The organism is Mesorhizobium sp. M4B.F.Ca.ET.017.02.2.1 (assembly GCF_003998955.1).
In the GTDB taxonomy this organism is placed as follows: domain Bacteria; phylum Pseudomonadota; class Alphaproteobacteria; order Rhizobiales; family Rhizobiaceae; genus Mesorhizobium; species Mesorhizobium abyssinicae.
In genome coordinates this window covers 1-16,196 of sequence record NZ_RZOF01000115.1, presented here as the reverse complement: position 1 = coordinate 16,196, position 16,196 = coordinate 1, and the positions used below count along the sequence as shown (strand labels likewise).

15 protein-coding genes are annotated in these 16,196 nt (G+C 65.8%); 5 read left to right on the top strand and 10 right to left on the bottom strand.

Annotated elements, in window-relative coordinates:
- The 4 genes from EN738_RS15965 to EN738_RS15950 form a co-directional block, all read right to left on the bottom strand.
- On the bottom strand, nucleotides 1–377 hold a 377-nt coding region (locus tag EN738_RS15965), incomplete at its 3' end, for a VWA domain-containing protein (RefSeq protein ID WP_145966856.1).
- Between the two features lie 114 nt (nucleotides 378–491).
- The gene (locus EN738_RS15960; protein ID WP_126056467.1) at nucleotides 492–1,490 is read right to left on the bottom strand and encodes a GlxA family transcriptional regulator; all 999 of its coding nucleotides are present in this window, start codon (nucleotides 1,488–1,490) and stop codon (nucleotides 492–494) included.
- 16 nt (nucleotides 1,491–1,506) lie between these two features.
- Nucleotides 1,507–2,406, bottom strand: a complete 900-nt coding sequence (folD, locus tag EN738_RS15955; RefSeq protein WP_127284531.1) for a bifunctional methylenetetrahydrofolate dehydrogenase/methenyltetrahydrofolate cyclohydrolase FolD — start codon at nucleotides 2,404–2,406, stop codon at nucleotides 1,507–1,509.
- 209 nt (nucleotides 2,407–2,615) lie between these two features.
- Nucleotides 2,616–4,982 (bottom strand): GumC family protein, encoded by a 2,367-nt coding sequence (locus EN738_RS15950; protein WP_127284530.1) that lies wholly within the window; start codon nucleotides 4,980–4,982, stop codon nucleotides 2,616–2,618.
- A 203-nt stretch (nucleotides 4,983–5,185) separates the two neighbouring features.
- Here EN738_RS15950 and EN738_RS15945 point away from each other — a divergent pair, with 203 nt between their 5' ends.
- Nucleotides 5,186–6,481: a lipopolysaccharide biosynthesis protein gene (locus EN738_RS15945; RefSeq protein WP_127284529.1), complete on the top strand. Its 1,296-nt coding sequence runs from the start codon at nucleotides 5,186–5,188 to the stop codon at nucleotides 6,479–6,481.
- A 12-nt stretch (nucleotides 6,482–6,493) separates the two neighbouring features.
- On the opposite strand, the gene EN738_RS15940 is transcribed toward EN738_RS15945, so the two are convergent.
- The 3 genes from EN738_RS15940 to EN738_RS15930 are packed head-to-tail and all read right to left on the bottom strand — an operon-like array spanning nucleotide 6,494 to nucleotide 9,365.
- The gene (locus EN738_RS15940) at nucleotides 6,494–7,417 is read right to left on the bottom strand and encodes a DUF6492 family protein (RefSeq protein ID WP_127284528.1); all 924 of its coding nucleotides are present in this window, start codon (nucleotides 7,415–7,417) and stop codon (nucleotides 6,494–6,496) included.
- Nucleotides 7,414–8,196 carry a WecB/TagA/CpsF family glycosyltransferase gene (locus EN738_RS15935; protein ID WP_127284527.1) on the bottom strand — a complete coding sequence of 261 codons (783 nt, stop codon included), beginning with the start codon at nucleotides 8,194–8,196 and terminating at the stop codon, nucleotides 7,414–7,416. Before EN738_RS15935 ends, EN738_RS15940 begins: the two co-directional genes overlap by 4 nt.
- Complete coding sequence (locus EN738_RS15930) at nucleotides 8,193–9,365, bottom strand: glycosyltransferase family 4 protein (RefSeq protein WP_127284526.1); 1,173 nt, start codon at nucleotides 9,363–9,365, stop codon at nucleotides 8,193–8,195. Before EN738_RS15930 ends, EN738_RS15935 begins: the two co-directional genes overlap by 4 nt.
- A gap of 171 nt (nucleotides 9,366–9,536) precedes the next feature.
- Here EN738_RS15930 and EN738_RS15925 point away from each other — a divergent pair, with 171 nt between their 5' ends.
- The 3 genes from EN738_RS15925 to proC all read left to right on the top strand — a co-directional run bounded on the left by EN738_RS15925 (nucleotide 9,537) and on the right by proC (nucleotide 12,711).
- Nucleotides 9,537–10,535: a glycosyltransferase gene (locus EN738_RS15925; protein ID WP_127284525.1), complete on the top strand. Its 999-nt coding sequence runs from the start codon at nucleotides 9,537–9,539 to the stop codon at nucleotides 10,533–10,535.
- A complete protein-coding gene (locus EN738_RS15920) occupies nucleotides 10,504–11,823 on the top strand; it encodes an O-antigen ligase (protein ID WP_127284524.1) in 1,320 nt (439 codons plus the stop codon). The genes EN738_RS15925 and EN738_RS15920 overlap by 32 nt, the downstream gene beginning before the upstream one ends.
- Before the next feature lie 72 nt (nucleotides 11,824–11,895).
- Nucleotides 11,896–12,711, top strand: a complete 816-nt coding sequence (proC, locus tag EN738_RS15915) for a pyrroline-5-carboxylate reductase (protein WP_127284523.1) — start codon at nucleotides 11,896–11,898, stop codon at nucleotides 12,709–12,711.
- A 2-nt stretch (nucleotides 12,712–12,713) separates the two neighbouring features.
- Here proC and EN738_RS15910 read toward each other — a convergent pair whose 3' ends face one another.
- From EN738_RS15910 to EN738_RS15900, 3 genes are all read right to left on the bottom strand, one after another.
- On the bottom strand, nucleotides 12,714–13,106 hold the full coding sequence (locus EN738_RS15910) for a type II toxin-antitoxin system VapC family toxin (protein WP_127284522.1): 393 nt from the start codon (nucleotides 13,104–13,106) through the stop codon (nucleotides 12,714–12,716).
- Nucleotides 13,106–13,348 (bottom strand): type II toxin-antitoxin system VapB family antitoxin, encoded by a 243-nt coding sequence (locus EN738_RS15905; RefSeq protein ID WP_127284521.1) that lies wholly within the window; start codon nucleotides 13,346–13,348, stop codon nucleotides 13,106–13,108. Before EN738_RS15905 ends, EN738_RS15910 begins: the two co-directional genes overlap by 1 nt.
- 117 nt (nucleotides 13,349–13,465) lie before the next feature.
- Nucleotides 13,466–14,779, bottom strand: coding sequence for an NAD(P)H-dependent oxidoreductase (locus EN738_RS15900; RefSeq protein WP_127284520.1), 1,314 nt, complete (start codon nucleotides 14,777–14,779; stop codon nucleotides 13,466–13,468).
- A gap of 559 nt (nucleotides 14,780–15,338) precedes the next feature.
- Here EN738_RS15900 and EN738_RS15895 point away from each other — a divergent pair.
- Nucleotides 15,339–16,196, top strand: an 858-nt coding sequence (locus EN738_RS15895; protein WP_189605866.1) for a TolC family protein, incomplete at its 3' end; no start/stop codon positions are given.

Here is a 16,196-nt window from a genome sequence, read left to right as displayed (position 1 = left end):
GTGTATTTCAGCGCCTCGGCCGCCTGCTTGACGGCTGCGGTCAGCGGCGTCTTGCCGAGGAATTTCATGCTGTCGGCGGCGGCCGAAATGGCGCTCGCCGAACCCGCCTGCGGCGGCACGATCAGCTCGATGTCCTCGCAGCTGCCCTTCTGGCGATGACCGTAGGCCATGAAGCCGATCTCGTCGTCGCCCGGCACCGACTGCAGCACGGTGCGCAGCGATTCGCGCGCGATCTCGAGCTTCGGCTTGCCGTCGATCTGCGCCCACATCGAGCCCGACGCATCGAGAATGATGATGACCTTGTTGGCGGCAAAGCCGAACGTGGTCGTCGACAAAAGGAGAATCGCCGTGGCGACGCTCCGTGCCAATCGCATCATGAAACTCTCCTAGGAAACCCCTCTGGTCCGCGGCGCGAAGGTATTTGACCCGGCCTGTGGAGACAAGCCCGCACGCGGCCTTGCGCACAGGCACCACGGACGGCGGCTCATCGCTCAGTAGGTGGTGCGGCGCTCTTCCGACGGCGGGCGGCCGAACTGCAGCCGGTAGCTCTGCGCGAAATAGGAGTGCGAGGTGAAGCCGGTGGCGATCGCCACGTCGAGGATCGGCATGTTGGTCTGGCGCAGCAGTTCGCGCGCCCGCTCCAGCCTGAGCCGCATGTAGTAACGCCCCGGCGTAACGCTCAAATGGCGCAGGAACAGGCGCTCGACCTGGCGCACCGACAGGCCCGCCGACTTGGCGAGCTGGACCGCCGACAGCGGCTCGTCGAGGTGATCGGCCATCAGCTCGACAATGCGCCTGAGCTTCTCCGACTTGCCGGTGAGGTCGCGCTCCGGCCCGACGCGCTGGCGGTCGCCGGCCGAACGGATGCGCTCGTGCTGGAACTGGTTGGCGACGCCGTTGGCGAGGTTGGAGCCGAAATCGGTGCGCACGATCTCAAGCATCAGGTCGATCGAGGTGGTGCCGCCGGCGCAGGTGTAACGCTTGCGGTCGATCTCGAAGACATTGCCGGTGCAGTTGATGTCCGGGAAACGCTCCATGAAGCCGGCGCGGTTCTCCCAATGGATGGTGCAGCGATAGCCGTCGAGCTGGCCGGCCTCGGCGAGCAGATAGGAGCCGACCGAGAGCGCACCGAGCGCGTTGCCGCGCCTGCCCCAGCTGCGCAGCGCCGCCAGCACCTTGCTCTTGCCCGGGAATTCGATGGAGAGGCCGACCGACACGAACAGGATGTCGACCGGCGGCATATCGGCGACGGAATAATCGATCTTCAGCGGCAGGCCGTTCGAGGCCATGACGGCGTCGCCATCCGCCGAGATCGTCGTCCAGCCATAGACATCGCGGCCAAGCAAGCGGTTGGCCGAGCGAAAGCAGTCGATCGCCGCGGCCAGCGAGAACATCGAGAACTTGTCGACCAGCAGGAACCCGAACTGACGACCACCCTGAACGGAATCGTTCGCGACCGGCCGTTCGATGGGAATGGAATGGTTCGGCAAGTAGGCTGCTTCCCGGTCAGAAGGACGGCCGCTTCAACCCGGCCGCAAGGTAGGCGGAAGCTACAGTGTTCGCCATCAGCATGGCAATGGTCATCGGCCCGACGCCGCCGGGCACCGGGGTGATGGCGCCGGCCGCCTTGGCGGCTTCGGCATAGGCGACGTCGCCGACGAGGCGGCTCTTGCCCTCGCCCTTCTCGGGCGCCGGGATGCGGTTGATGCCGACGTCGATGACCGTGGCGCCGGGCTTGACCCAGTCGCCCTTGACCATTTCCGGACGGCCGACGGCGGCGACCAGGATGTCGGCGGTGCGGGCAAGCGCCGGCAGGTCCTTGGTGCGGCTGTGGGCGATGGTGACGGTGCAGTTGGCGGCAAGCAGGAGGTTGGCCATCGGCTTGCCGACGATGTTGGAGCGGCCGACGACGACGGCGTTGAGACCGGACAGGTCCTTGCCGCGCACGCACTCGATCAGCAGCATCGAGCCGGCCGGGGTGCAGGGCACGAAGGCCGTCTCCAGCTCGCCGGTGCCGAGCTTGCCGACATTGATGAAGTGGAAGCCGTCGACATCCTTCTCCGGCGCGATGGTCTGGATGACCTTGCCGGAATCGATGTGGCCGGGCAGCGGCAGCTGCACCAGGATGCCGTGGATCGACGGGTCGGCGTTGAGGTCACCGATGATCTTGAGCAATTCGGCCTCCGAGGTCTCGGCCGGCAGCGTGTGCTGCAGCGAGTGGAAGCCGCATTCCTTGGCGGTGCGCGATTTCGAGGCGACATAGACCTGGCTCGCCGGATCCTCGCCGACGATCACCACGGCGAGGCCGGGCTTGGTCGCGCCCTTGCCCGCCAGTTCCGCGGTCAGTGCCTTGACCTTGCCAACCACGTCTTCGGCGACGCTCTTCCCGTCAATCACTTCGGCCATGAACCACCTTCAACTCATCCATCAAAGCACGTCGCATCCTTGGGATTCATGCGACCGCCTTGTCTCATTGTTTCACAGACCCGAAACCCGCGCGGTTCGGGCGACATGTCGAGCGGCATTTTCACGAAAATTCCGGCGGGCAATCCCGTCAAAACGCCGTCGCATGCCGTAAACTCGAAACCGGCCGCTTTTATCGGATGGGGCGGGATTTAGAAATAGCGGCGGTTCGAACGGCTTTCGGTGAGCTCGCGCACCGCTTCGCGGAATTCGCGCAGGCTTTCGCGGATCTCGTCGATCTGGCCTTGCTGCTCGTCGGTGTTCGGCGCCTGCGGCGCCAGTTGATCCCGAGGATTGGTCCCCTGCCCGCCAGACGAAGTTGCCGCCGGCGGATAGGCATGGCTGGCCGGCGGTGTCTGTTCGGGCCGTGCCGGCCGATAGCCGGGCTCATTGTCATAGGCCTGCGTGCGCGGAGAGGAATAGGTGGCCGGCCGCCGAGGCGGCTCGTCCTGCTGGAATTGACGCGGCTGATAGGCCGCGGGCCGTTCCGTGACCTTGCCGGGATCGACGTGCTTTTGCCTTTTGCCGGGCATCATCCCGCGCACTGCCGAAAGCAAGGCGCCAACCGGCCCCGAACGTTCAGCCCCGGTGGTCGCGGCGGGCGATGGTGGAGGCGGCAATGGAGCGCGCGGCTGCGACCGTGGCAGCGGAACAGGCGGTGGCGCCCGATAGACCTTGTCTTCGACCGCCGGCTTGTGGTCGTCGTTTGCGCGGCGACGCGAGCGCGAGGTCGCGGTTTCGCGCAGGCTCTCATAGGCGCCGCGCATGCCGCCGAGCCCGACACCCGCAGCAAAACCAAGCAGCAGGCCGGCAAGCGCCAGCATGGCGCGCGACGGCCCCTTGGCCTCCAGCGGTGCGAAGGCCTTGGAGATGACGTTGATGTTGGCGGTGTTGATGTCCTTCTGCTCACCGGTCTCCTTGGCGCGCAGCAGGAAAGCCTCGTAGACCGAGCGCTTGGCGGCGGCCTCGCGTTCCAGCTCGCGCAGCGAGACCAGGGCGTTGTTGACGTCGCCGCTCTGCACCTTGGCCTGCGCCAGGCGGGAGGCAAGATCCTGCTCCAGCTGGACCGAGCGCTTCAGGTCGACCTGCAGCGAAGAGGCGATGCGCTGCAATTCGCCGGCGATGCGGTCGCGCGCGCCGGCGAGCTGGGCGCTGAGCGCCTGCAGTTCGGGATGGCGCGGCCCGAGCCGTACCGCGGCGCGGTCGGCTTCCTGCTTCAGCGCCGCATATTGCGCGCGCAGCTCGCCCATGGTGTTGGAGTTGATCTCCTCCGGCAAGGTGCCGTTGAGGACCGAATTGACGCTGAGCGAACGCGCTGAAGCCGCCCGCGCGTTGAGTTCCAGCGTGCGGGCGCGGGCGACGGAAAGCTGCTCGTTGAGCTTCAGCATCTGGTCGTCGCTGATCAGATGGCCCTGCGCGTCGACGAGGTCGTGCGTGGCGCGGTAATCCTCGACCTTGCGCTCGGCAGCCTCGACGCCCTTGCGCAATTCGTCGAGCCGCGCGGTCAGCTCGTCGGTGGCGCGGCCGGCGGTGTCGGACTGGATCTGGCCGAAGGTCTGCAGGAAGACGTCGGTCATCGTGTTGGCGATGAGGGCCGACTTCTCGCCATTCTGGGTGGTGGCGCCGACCGAGATGACGAAGGTCTTGCCGCCACGCTCGACCGACAGGCTTTCCGCCAGATTGCCGACGGCGAGCGCACGGCGGCGGCCCTCGTCGGCGGCTCCGGCATCATGGCGCGACAGGATCGAACGGATCATCGACATCACGCCGAGACCGCCGGAGCCTTGCCCGTTGAACTCGGGATCGTTGGTGAGGTTGAGCTTGTCGACGACCTTGTTGAGGACCGTGCCGGAGGTAAGCACGCGGACCTGGTTCTCGACGATCGCCAGCGTCGCGTCGGACGCGACAACGTTCTGGGTGAGATCGCGATCGGTGAGCTTGAGGTCGCGGGGATCGACGATGAGCTCGGCGGTGGCCTCGTATTTCTTCGGCGTCGACAGAGCGATGGCGACGCCGAGCGCCGCGCCGAGGATCGTCGTCGAAAGGATCAGCGCCTTCGAGCGGGCAATGCCGCGCACGACCTGCATCGGGTCGATCAGCGGCTTCCACTGCTGGTCGTCGGCATCCTCGAGTGCGGGCCGGCGCGCGTTCGAAGCCTGTCGCGGATCGAGCGCGGCCTGAGGCGCGCGACCATGCGAAAGTTCCTCCGGCTCCTCGCGCGCATGCGTCTGTGCGTAACTAGTTCGCGCGGTCCAGTCATCCCCGATGCGCGGCTCGTGAGATATCGGTTGGTGGTCGGCCTGAAGGCCGCCCGGCTCCGTGTCGGCGGACGGTGCCGAGCGGGTCTCGCGCTGCGCGCGTGCAAGCCGGTGGCGCTCCGCCGCATCCTCGCGCCACAACTGGTTCGCGCGGTCGCCGATCGCCACCAGCGAGGCGTCGTCCTCGCCGCGCATGGCCTCACCGAGCGCCAGCAGCGAGCGCTCGCGCCTCCAATCCTCACGGTTGTCCCTGTCGACCATTGTCTTGGAGCTTTACTCTTCGGCGGCTTGGGAGAGGCGGTCGGCCAATCGTTAAGTCACGCTAAACAGGCATAGAAAACAAAAGGTTAATTTTCGGTCCCGGAGAGGAGAGTTTTCGCGCTTTGATTGCATGGTTTTCGAGCGCAATCGAAGCCGCTCCAGAACGGCACGTTAAGCTTTCCGGCCTATGGTCCGGCGCACCTATGACCCAAGCCAGCGACATAGAGCAGAGGCGGAGCCTCGCCCGGATCGGCGCCTTCGTGGCCGCGCGCCGGAAGCTGGTTTTCGACTATTTCTCGGCGATCAGCGGCGCGGGCGGGCGGCTGGTGTTCTCGCTCGCCTATTTCATCGCGCTCGCGAACACGCTGTCGATCGCCGAATTCGGCATGTTCGCCACCGCTTCGGCGGCGGGCGTCATGCTGTCGCGCATCCTCGCCTTCGGCTTTATCTCGGCGCTCTACCGCACCGCCACGATCCGCCCCAATCTGATCGGCGCCTTCACCGCCGGCTTCCTGCTGCTCGGCGCCGTCTCGCTGCCGGTGCTGGCGGCGGCATCCTACGTCGTCTACCTGATCTTCTTCGCCGGCGCCGTGCCGCTGCCGGTGTTCGCCGCCGTCGTCTTCGCCGAGGCGCTGCTGTGGCGGCCGGTCGAGGTGGCGCTGATCGTCAACAACGGGCTCGGCAAGTTCGGCCGGGCCGCCGTGCTGGCGATCCTGGCGACGGCGCTAAGGGCGCTCGGCGCGGTGCTGTTCATGCTGGCGGCGCAGCACAGCGTCGGTGTCTGGTCCTGGTATTATATCGGCGCCAACGCGGCTTCGCTCGTCATCGCCTTCGGCTTCTTCTATCCGCGACAGCGGCTGCGGCTGCGCATCGAGCTTTATCTCAGGCGGCTCGCCGATTCCGTCTATGTCGCCGGTGCCGAGGTGCTGTTCTACCTGCAGATGGAGTTCGACAAGCTGCTGGTGCTGTCGATCGGCGGCGCTCATCTCGCCGGCATCTACGCCATCATCATGCGCCTCGTCGACCTGACGGCGATCCCGATCCGCACCTTCTCGATGATGCTGGTGCAGCGGATGATGCGGGCACCGGAGCTCTTGTCGCGGCTGGCCGTCAAGAGCGGCATCGAGGGCGGCGTGTTCCTGGTCTCGACGCTGGCGCTCGCCGCGCTCGGCATCGTGCTGCATTTCTTCCCCAACGCGCTGGGCAGGAATGTCGCGGAGGCGGCGCCGCTGGTGGCGCTGGCCATTTGCGTGCCCGGCCTGCGCAATCTGGTGGAATACCAGGCCGAGTTGCTGTTCGCGCGCGGCCAGACCGCCGTCCGGGCGCTCAATCTCGGCCTGCTTGCCGGGCTGAAGGCGGTGCTCCTGATCTATGTGCTGACGACGATCGCCGACACGTCCAATCTGGTGCTGTCGCTCAACGTCGTCTTCCTGCTGCTCTATCTCGCCTCGGCGTTTCTCACTTACTCGGCGATGCGCAGGCCGGCCAAGGCCATCTAATTCCTGCCTAGGCTAGTCGAGATCGATCAGACGGCGGATGCGGCCGATGTCGGTGCCGATGAAGGACTGCATGCCGATCGCCACCTGTTCGGGTGCCATGGCGGCGACGAAACGGCGGAAGTCATCGTCCGACAGCGCCTCGCCGGTCCAGTGGACATGGCAGAATTCTTCCGAACCGTGGAAATGGCCGGCGCCCTCCAGCACCTCGTCGACATAGCGGCCGTAGATCATGCATTCGGAGAACCGGCGCGCCGAGCCGAGAACCGCGACCCAGTCGCGGCCATGCAGCTTCTCGATCCGGTCGCACATCGCCGTCACGGTTTCGCGGCGCCAGGCGATCAGCGTCGAGATGTAGTCGTGGGCAGAGACTTTCGAGGCGTCGATGCCGAGCGTCGCGCCGGCATTGCGCGACCAGATGCGATGTTCGTCATGGCCATCGTTCGCCAGGACGCCGTCGCGCCGGAACAGCCGCACCTTGCCGTCGCCCCAGAAGGCGTTCGCGTCGAACGGCCGGAGGAAGGCGACGTCGGAATCGCAGAAGATCAGCACGTCCTCCGCCGCGTGCGCGGCGATGGCGATGCGGCGGAGCTGCTGCACATGCCAGCCACGCAGCGGCTGGGTCTTCAGGCTGAGCCAAACGCGGCGGCGAAACAGGCTGAGCGGGTCGTCGAGGACATGCAGCCAGCGCGGCAGCAGATCGCGCTCGTCGACGACGATGCGGCGGGCGTTCTCCAATTGGCGAAACAGCGCCACGTCGCGATGCTCGACCAGTATGTAGTGGCGCGCGACACCGGAAAGCTGCCGGTCCATCGTCTCGCACAGCAGCCGGCAGCGCTCGAAATCCGGCGCGTAGCTGGCGGTCACCACCGCGGCCGTCGGCGCCTGCGGAAGCCGCTGGACTTCTGTCGCTGCACCCGGGACGAAGCGGCTGTTCAAGGACGCGCTCCGGCGCCCGAGAGTTTCTGCCTGGCGACGCGCCACAGGAACAGCGGATTGCCGACGACGTAGCGGCGCCAGAGGCGACCTGGCTCGATCAGCAGCCGGAACAGCCATTCGAGCCTGAGACGGCGCATCCACGGCGGCGCGCGCGGCACCGTGCCGCTCAGGAAATCGAGCAGCGCGCCGACGGCGATCGGCAACGTGCAGTGGCGGGCATCGATGTGGCGCGCGATCCACAATTCCTGGCGCGGCACGCCCATGGCGACGAGCAGCACGTCCGGCCGCAAGGCAGCGATCCTGTCGACGATCGTCGGCTCCTCGGCGGCGGAGAAATAGCCGTCATGGATGACCACGAACCTGTGCTGCACGGCGAGCGCGGCAAGCTTGACCGATGCCGCCTCGGCGTTGACGCGGGTAGCGCCAAGCAGGCCGACGGTCAGCGGCCGCGACGAGGCCTGCAGGAAGGCAGGCACGAAGTCGGTGCCATTGAGGTTGTCCGGAAACGGCGCGCCGTAGAGCAGCTTGGCCGCCATGTCGACGCCGATGCCGTCGGGCAGGATGAGGAAATCGTCCAGCGCCTCGGCGAAGACCGGATCGGTGCAGGCGATGTTGGCATTGTGGGCATTGAGGAAACTGACTTTGGTGAAGCGCCGCTCGGCGACCAGCCGCGTCAGCAGCGCGATCGCGTCGTCCCAGCGGATGGCGAGCACGGGAATGCCGAGGATGGTCTTCAACGTGTCGGACCCGAACGCCTTGCGGGTGGCGTGCATGTTCATGCGAACGCCTCCTGCCGGACCGCACCGAGCTTCTCCAGGCCGAGCCTGATCGCGGCATCGAGCGCCTTGACCTGCCGGCGATGGAAGGCGCTGCCATCGACATCCCTGCCCTTCGCGGCGGCGGCCTCGAGCGCGGCGGCAAAGGCGATCGGATCGTCGGTGACGACGCAATTGTCCGGGCGATGGCCGATGCCGCGCAGCGAGCGGCTGGTGGCGACGGACGGCAGGCCGAGCTCGAAAGTCTCGATGGTCTTGAGCTGCACGCCGCTGCCGGCGGTGCTGATCAGCGGAATGACGGCGGCGGCGCGCACGAAGTCCTGCGCGTCGGGCACGCGGCCGACGAATTCGACGCCGGGATGGGTGGACGTGATGCCCGAGGGCATGCCGCCGGCGATCCTGATGCGGAAATCGGGCCTCAGGTGCGGTACGACCTTTTGCAGGAACCAGTCGAGCCCGATGCGGTTCGGCTGCCAGGTCCAGGTGCCGATCAGGGCAGCGTCACAGTCGATGCGCCGCGAACCGGCCGGCGCCGGCGCAAGGGTGCGGGTCACCAGCGGCAGCACGGCCGAGCGATCGGCGGAGGCGACGCCCAATGCCGCGCGGTCTTCCTCGGCCAGGGTGAAGACGAAGCGCGCCTGGCGGCAGAGCCGCTCTTCCATGACCTTGAGCAGCCTCGCCTCGCGGCGAAACAGGAACCGCTGGAGCAGGCTTCGCGCATTGGCGGCGTTCTCCTCGGCCGAGCGGTGCTCGACATTATGAGCGACGAAGATCGACGGCCGGTCGCCGAAGAGCGTCTCGAAGGCGCCGGCGAACTGCACCGAGTTCAGGACATAGCCGTCGACCGGGCCGGCGCGCCCGATCGCGGCACGGACCTCGGCATCGGAAACGACACGCAGCTTGGCCGAGGCGAAGGTGAGGCCGGAGACCATCGCCTTGGCCACCCAGGCGAGCTTCTGCAGCGGCGCTGCGCTTTCGGTACGCACGTCGACGGCGCCGAGCACGATGGTGTTGTCGGGATCGGCCGCGGGCTTTCCCGGCCAATTGAAGCCAACCACGGTGACGCGCACGCCGGCGCGCCGCAACGCGTCGATGATCGCGGCGTTGGCAATCTCATAGCCCGAAGCGAGAGCGCCGTCGGGCACGATCGATGTGGCGAACAGCAGATGCATCTCACCTATCCAGTGCAACCCAGATAGCAAAGCGGGGTGACCCCTTGATTAAGTGAACCCGATCGTCACCGGGAGTCTCGGTTTCGCGGACCCCGCCGTGAAAGGTGATTAACGAAACGTTATCATCGCGATGCTATCGAGGGCCAAAATCACCCCTTGCGGCTGGAGCGCATGATCCCCTTGCCATCGGACGGTTCTGTATCGATCGCGGGACGCTCGCCTGGGCTTGCCGCCGAGACGATCGAGGCGGTCGTCACGCTGCCGACCTTCAAGCGGCCGGAACAGGTGCTGGCGACGCTGGCGTCGCTGAAGGCGCAGCGGACCGCGAGACGCTTCGCCGTCATCGTGATGGAGAACGAGGCCGAGGCGCGCGACGGCGCCAAAGCCGTGATCCCGTCCTTCGAGCGCGGCGAGATGTCAGGTCTTGTCATCGTCGCGCATGAGCGCGGCAATTGCAGCGCCTACAATGCCGGATGGCAAACGGCGATCCTGCATTTTCCCAACTTTCGGCACCTGCTGGTCATCGACGACGACGAAATCGCCGACCCCGACTGGCTGGAGCGCATGTGCAGGGCAGCTGAAACGCTCGGCGCCGACATCGTCGGCGGCCCGCAGGTGCCGGTGTTCGCTGAGCCGGCGCATGCCAGATGGGCCGAGCACCCGGTGTTCGCGCCGCCCCACCGGGAGACCGGACGGGTTGCCGCGCTCTATTCGTCCGGCAACCTGCTGGTCGGGCGCCATGTGCTGACCGCCATGGGCCCGGCCTTCCTCGACCTCCGCTTCAACTTCATGGGCGGCGGCGATTCCGATTTCCTCAGCCGTGCGGCCGCCAAGGGTTTCGTGCTCGGCTGGTGCGCCGAGGCCAAAGTGCACGAAACGGTGCCCGCCCGGCGCGTCGAGGCAGACTGGATCCGCGCCCGCAGCCTGCGCAACGGCGTCATCTCGACGCTGGTCGAGAAGAAGAAGCGCGCCGGCACTCCGCTTGCCGGCGCAAAAGTGTTCGCCAAGAGCCTGGTGCTGCTTGCCGCCTCGCCGCTGCGCGGCGCCGTTCGGCTGGCGCGGACGGGATCGTTGGCGACGGCGCTCTACCCCGTCCATGTCGCGCTTGGCCGTGTGATGGCCGAATTCGGATATGCCAATGAGCAATACCGACAGCCTGAGAAGAACTGAGCGGGCGCCGCTCAGCGCGGCATTCACCCGCGCGGGCGTGGCGACCGCGATCGCTGCGCTGTTGTTCACCGTCATCCTGGTGTCGTTCCGGCCCTTCCAGCCGGCCGGCGCCGAGTTGACGGGCCAGGGCGGCGACATCGTCAATCAGCTGGGTTTCAGCTCGCTCGGCGCGATCTCGATCTTCGCGCTGATGGCCTTCGCCGACCCGCGCGTGGCGCGCTCGCTCTTCAGCCCGTCCTGGATGCTGATGCTCGGCTGCTTCATGCTGTCGGTGGTGCTGGCGACCGACCCGCCGACCGCGATGCGCGCCGCCTCGTTCACGCTGATCGGCATCCTGACCATGGCGACGATCCTGGCGCTGCCGCGCGACGCCGATAGTTTCTCGAAGGTCGTCATCTTCACCGCCGTCGTCGTGATCGGCCTCTCCTATGTCGGGCTGATCGTCTTTCCGCATGAGGCGATGCACACGGCCGACTCGCAGGAACCCGAACATGCCGGTCTCTGGCGCGGCGTCTTCACCCACAAGAACATCGCCGGGCCGATCATGGCCTGCTTCAGCTTCGCCGGCCTCTACCTCTACCGGCGCGGCGACAAGCTCTGGGGCGCCGGCATCTTTGCCGCCGCCATGATCTTCATGCTGCACACCGGCTCCAAGACGACGGTCGGGCTGGTGCCGTTCTCGATCCTGATCGTGGTGCTGCCGAGCCTGATCGGCATGCGGCTCGGCACACCGGTCCTGTTCGCGCTGGCGATCATCGCCACGGCGGTTGGCACGCTGGGCATCGTCTTCATCCCGCCGGTGAAGCACCTGGCGGCTGTCTATTTTCCCGACCTTACCTATACCGGGCGCACGACGCTGTGGGAGTTCGCCGGCGACATGCTGGCGAAGAAGCCATGGACCGGCTACGGCTATGAAAGCTTCTGGGGAACGCCGCTGCTGCTCAACCAGGATCAGCCCTTCGACCGGCCCTGGGACATCAGGACCATCGTGCACGGCCATGACGGCTATCTCGACATCGCGGTGCTGATGGGAATCCCGGCGCTCTGCGTGGCGGTCTACACCTTCCTGATCGCGCCGCTGCGCGACTACATGCGCATCCCGCTGCGCAAGGAGAACATCTATCTCGGCGACTTCTTCATGATGGTGCTGCTGTTCGCGGCGCTGAACGGCTTCCTCGAAAGCTTCTTCTTCCGCCGCGCCGACCCAGTCTGGCTGTTCTTCGTGCTCAGCGTGCTCGGGTTGAGGCAGGTGTCGCTGCGGCCGCTGGCGGTGCGCCGCCCTTCCTGACCTGGCTTCGACGGGGCTTTCCCGCCACGCCGCAAGCGTCTATGGGAAGGCCGTTCCTGCGGAGGCTTCCAAATGACGATCAGGCTTGTTCTCGCCGGCTGCGGCAATATGGGTTTCGCCATGCTCTCGGGCTGGCTGAAATCCGGCAAGCTTGCACCGCAATCCGTGTTCGTGGTCGAGCCCAATGACGCGTTGCGCAAGCGGGCCGAGGCGCTGGGCTGCGGCGTCGCCGCCGATGCCGCCGGAATTCCAGCCGATGCGGTGCCTTCCCTCGCCGTCATCGCGGTAAAGCCGCAAGTGATCCGCGAAGTGACAGCTGCCTACACGCGTTTCGGCGATGGCCGCACCACCTTCCTCAGCGTTGCCGCCGGCACACCAGTCGCCACGTTCACGAGCATATTGGGCGACAGCGCGCCGATCGTGCGCTGCATGCCGAACACGCCGGCCGCCATCGGCAAGGGCATGATGGTGGTGTTCTGCAACCCGCTTGTGTCGGACGAGACGAAGCGTTTCGTCGCCGACCTGTTGTCGGCCAGCGGCCAAGTGGCCGAGATCGACGACGAGGGCCTGATGGACGCGGTGACCGCGGTGTCCGGATCCGGCCCGGCCTACATCTTCCATTTCATCGAGGCGCTGACGGCTGCGGCCGAGAAGGCCGGCTTGCCGGCCAGGACCGCCGGCCTGCTCGCCATGCAGACGGTCTATGGCGCCGCCTCGCTCGCCGCCGAAAGCCACGAGGATCCCGGCGTGCTGCGCCAGCAGGTGACCAGCCCGAACGGCACGACGGCGGCCGCCCTTGGCGTGCTGATGGGCGGGGAGCGGCTGACCAAGCTTTTGACCGAAGCGGTGGAGGCGGCGCGGCTGAGGTCGATAGAGCTCGGGAAATGAAACTAAGCGAGATCGGTTCGCGAGAAATCGTTGCCCCTGTAGAGCAGCGGCATGCCGTGACTTTTCGCGCAGGCATAGGAGAGGCAGTCGGCAAGGTTAAGCTGGGCTGGATGCCCACGCCCCTTGCCATAGTCTGAAAAGGCCTTGACCGCGAGTCTGGCTTCGCCGGCGCCGATCGGTACAATCTCGATATTGGCCTCGTGCAGGAACGCCCCGATCACCGTCTCGGCAACCAGCGGCTCGACCGAAAGCTTGGTAGACAGACGCATAGCTGCTTCGAGCACCACAAGTGCTGAGGTCATCCTGCTCGGCGCTTGCTCGATCCGGTTACTCCATTCGTCGGCGTCCTGTTCTCCCGATAGAATAGCGACAACCACCGAGGTGTCGACGAACATCAGGAATGTCCCCACATCTCGTCGATCTCGTCCTTGCTCATAGCCCGGCCGCCCTGGCCTGCCTTGGCCCGGAAGTCCTCGGCGATGACGGCGAGCCGTTTGGCGAGAGGGATGCGCTGACGTTCGCGCTGCAATTCGGATTCGAGAGCTTCGATAACCGCCTCAGTCATCGAAATCTTGCGCTTCTCGGCAAGCCGTCTTGCCAATTCGCGTGCGCGCGGATCCCTGATCTGGAGATTCATCTGCCGGTTCCAAAGCGTCCTTGTCACTACAGTATAGTCACTTTGTCATGGCAAGGCCAGCACGTAACGTCACGCGGCTGAGGCAAGCATGGTGAGAGTCCCGATATTTGGAGGATCTTAAGCCCCGTACAGCATCTCGTCCTGCTTGCGGCGCAGGGCGTACAGCCTGGTCGTCTCATCGGGCGCGGCATTGTCCGCCGTCAGCAGTTCGCCCTTTCGGACCGGCTTCAGCACGTTGCCGCCCTCGAGCAGGCCGACCGGCACGGCGCGGGTGGCGCGGGCTTCGGTGACCGTCATCGTCCAGGAGCGGTAGCAGGTCTCGCCGATGGCGTCGAAGGTCTCGCCCGCTGTCAGATCGCGCTTTGCCACCGCGCAGACCTCGGCCACCGGTTTCGGCAGCGGCACCATGTCGGGCCGGCCGTGGAGCACGATGCGGGCGGCGGTCAGCGGCACTTCCAACGAGGTCAGGTGATAGGGTCGGAAGAAGCTGTAATAGGGGCCGTGGCCGACATGCAGGTCGTCCATGCGTTCGATGACGCGCGGATGCGTCGCCTCTACGATGACGAAGACGCCGGGCGCCACGCCCTTGCCGATCGTGTAGTCGACAACGCCCTTTTTCGACAGGATGCCGCCATCCTCCTTCGGGATCAGCACTTTGGCGAGTTCGTCGCGGTCGGCCTTGGGACCATGCATGCCCGGAACATCCGGCACCAGACCGGTGGCGTTGGCGATGGCGCACATCTCGACCATGGTTTTTGAGCCGTCGACGAACTCGACCAGCATGCGCGGGTTCATGTTGCGGCGCAGCGCCTCCTCGCGGTAGTCGTCCGGCACCGCGTCATGGTTGAGCGGATTATTCTTGCCCTTGCCGGCCGAGACGATGGTGTAGCCGAGCGCCGAGGCGAACTCGATCAGCTCCATGCAGCTCGACGGCTCGTCGCCGGCGCCGACCGAATAGACGACGCCGAGCCGGTCGGCCTGCTGTTTCAGATAGCAGCCAATGGTGACGTCGGCCTCGACATTCATCATCACCAGATGCTTGCCGTGCTCCATCGCCATCAGGTCGAAATCGGCGGCGACGCCGGGTTTCCCCGTTGCGTCGATGACGACGTCGATCAGTGGATTGGTGACCAGCATCTCATTGGAGGTGATGGCGATCTTGCCGCCCTCGATCGCCTTGCTGACCTTCGATGCGGTGTCGGCCTCGGCCGCCATCGCCTCGTCGCCATAGGCGATGCGGATCGCCTCGCGGGCGGTGTGCGGGCGCCGCGTCGAGATGGCGGCGACCGAAATGCCGGGCATAAGCATGCCTTGCGTCACCAGATCGGTGCCCATCTCGCCGGAGCCGATGACGCCGATACGCACCGGACGGCCCTCGGCGGCCCGTCTGGCGAGATCGCGGGCAAGCCCGGTCAGGGCGACATTGGTCATGCGGAAACGTCCATGCTTTTTGATTTGAAGCGGCAATAACAGGCAACCGCCCTTCATTGCCAATGAAACCCGCAAAACGGCGACAATTTCTCTGGGATTTAGCGCAATTCCAGGAAAGCGCGCCGCGGTTTTCCCTCCGCATGGCGCGTTCTTACGCCAGCACATGGCATCATGATGACCGACCCAAGCAAGTCTTCGCGCCGTGCCCCGAAAGCGCGCCGCCCTGCCAAAGCCGAAACATCGATCGGCGCCGGTCGCGATTCTACGTGGACGCGGTTTTGTACTTTGCTTGGGGGGCGGGTACTTGTGCTCCTTTCAAGGCAACTGGCGTTCCTTTCGCGCCAAATGTCGAGCAGCGGCCCCTACTTTCTGTGCCATTTTTGCTACAACCGCCGTGTGTAATGACGGGAATCCCCGCTTTCGGCGGCCCCTATTTCATTAAGTGCTCACATCCTCGAAAAATCTGGTAGATACTCGTCCCAAGCTCCGGTGGCAGGCTTGGGCAAAAAGCGCCTTACAAAAAAAACAAGGGCGCTGGGATAAAAGTCACGGGGTTAAAATGAACAGGACGGGTAAGGTCACCGTTGGCTGGCGTATTGCGCTTGCCATCACAGTTTCGATGCTGGCTTGTGGGACTGCCAGCGCGCTCACACTCAAGGAAGCCATTGCAGTCGCGGTCGAATCCAATCCGGAGATCGGCCAGGCCATCCAGAACCGCGAAGCAATCGAATTCGAGTTGCGGCAGGCGAAGGGTCTCTACCTTCCCAGTGTCGATGCCGAAGCATCGGCCGGTGTCCGCCGTCTCGACAATCCGGACCGGCGCGCCCTTTCCATCGAGGATGACGCGCTCTATCCGGCCGAAACCGATCTGACGATCTCACAGACGCTCTATGACAGCGGCGGACGGCGAGCCGAATTGAACCGCCAGGCCTCGCGCGTCGACGGCGCCTCGTTCCGAGTTCTGGAGCGGTCCGAATTCATCGGCCTCTCGGTGGTCCAGGACTACCTCGAATACATGCTGCAGGGTTCGATCGTTGCCGAGGCGAAAAAGAACCTCGGCTTCCATCAGGCCATTCTCGGCGACATCCAGCAAGGCATCGCCGGCGGCGCGCTGAACGAGGCCGACCGGCAGCAGGCCGAGGAGCGGCTGTTCGCCGCCAAGGCGCGCATGCAGGAGGCCACGGAGGAACTGGAGGCGGCCAAGATCCGGTTCTTCAAGACCGTCGGCAAGCCGCTGACCAATGCTTCGCGGCCGGGCGATGTCTCCGCGGCGCTGCCGCGGTCGCTCGACGAGGCGATCGGGCTGGCGCGCGAGAACAATCCGCGCGTTCACATGGCCAACAGCGATATCGACGCCGCCGCCTCGCTGGTGGACGCCGCACGGGCGAAATTCGGACCGTCGATCATCGCCGAGGGC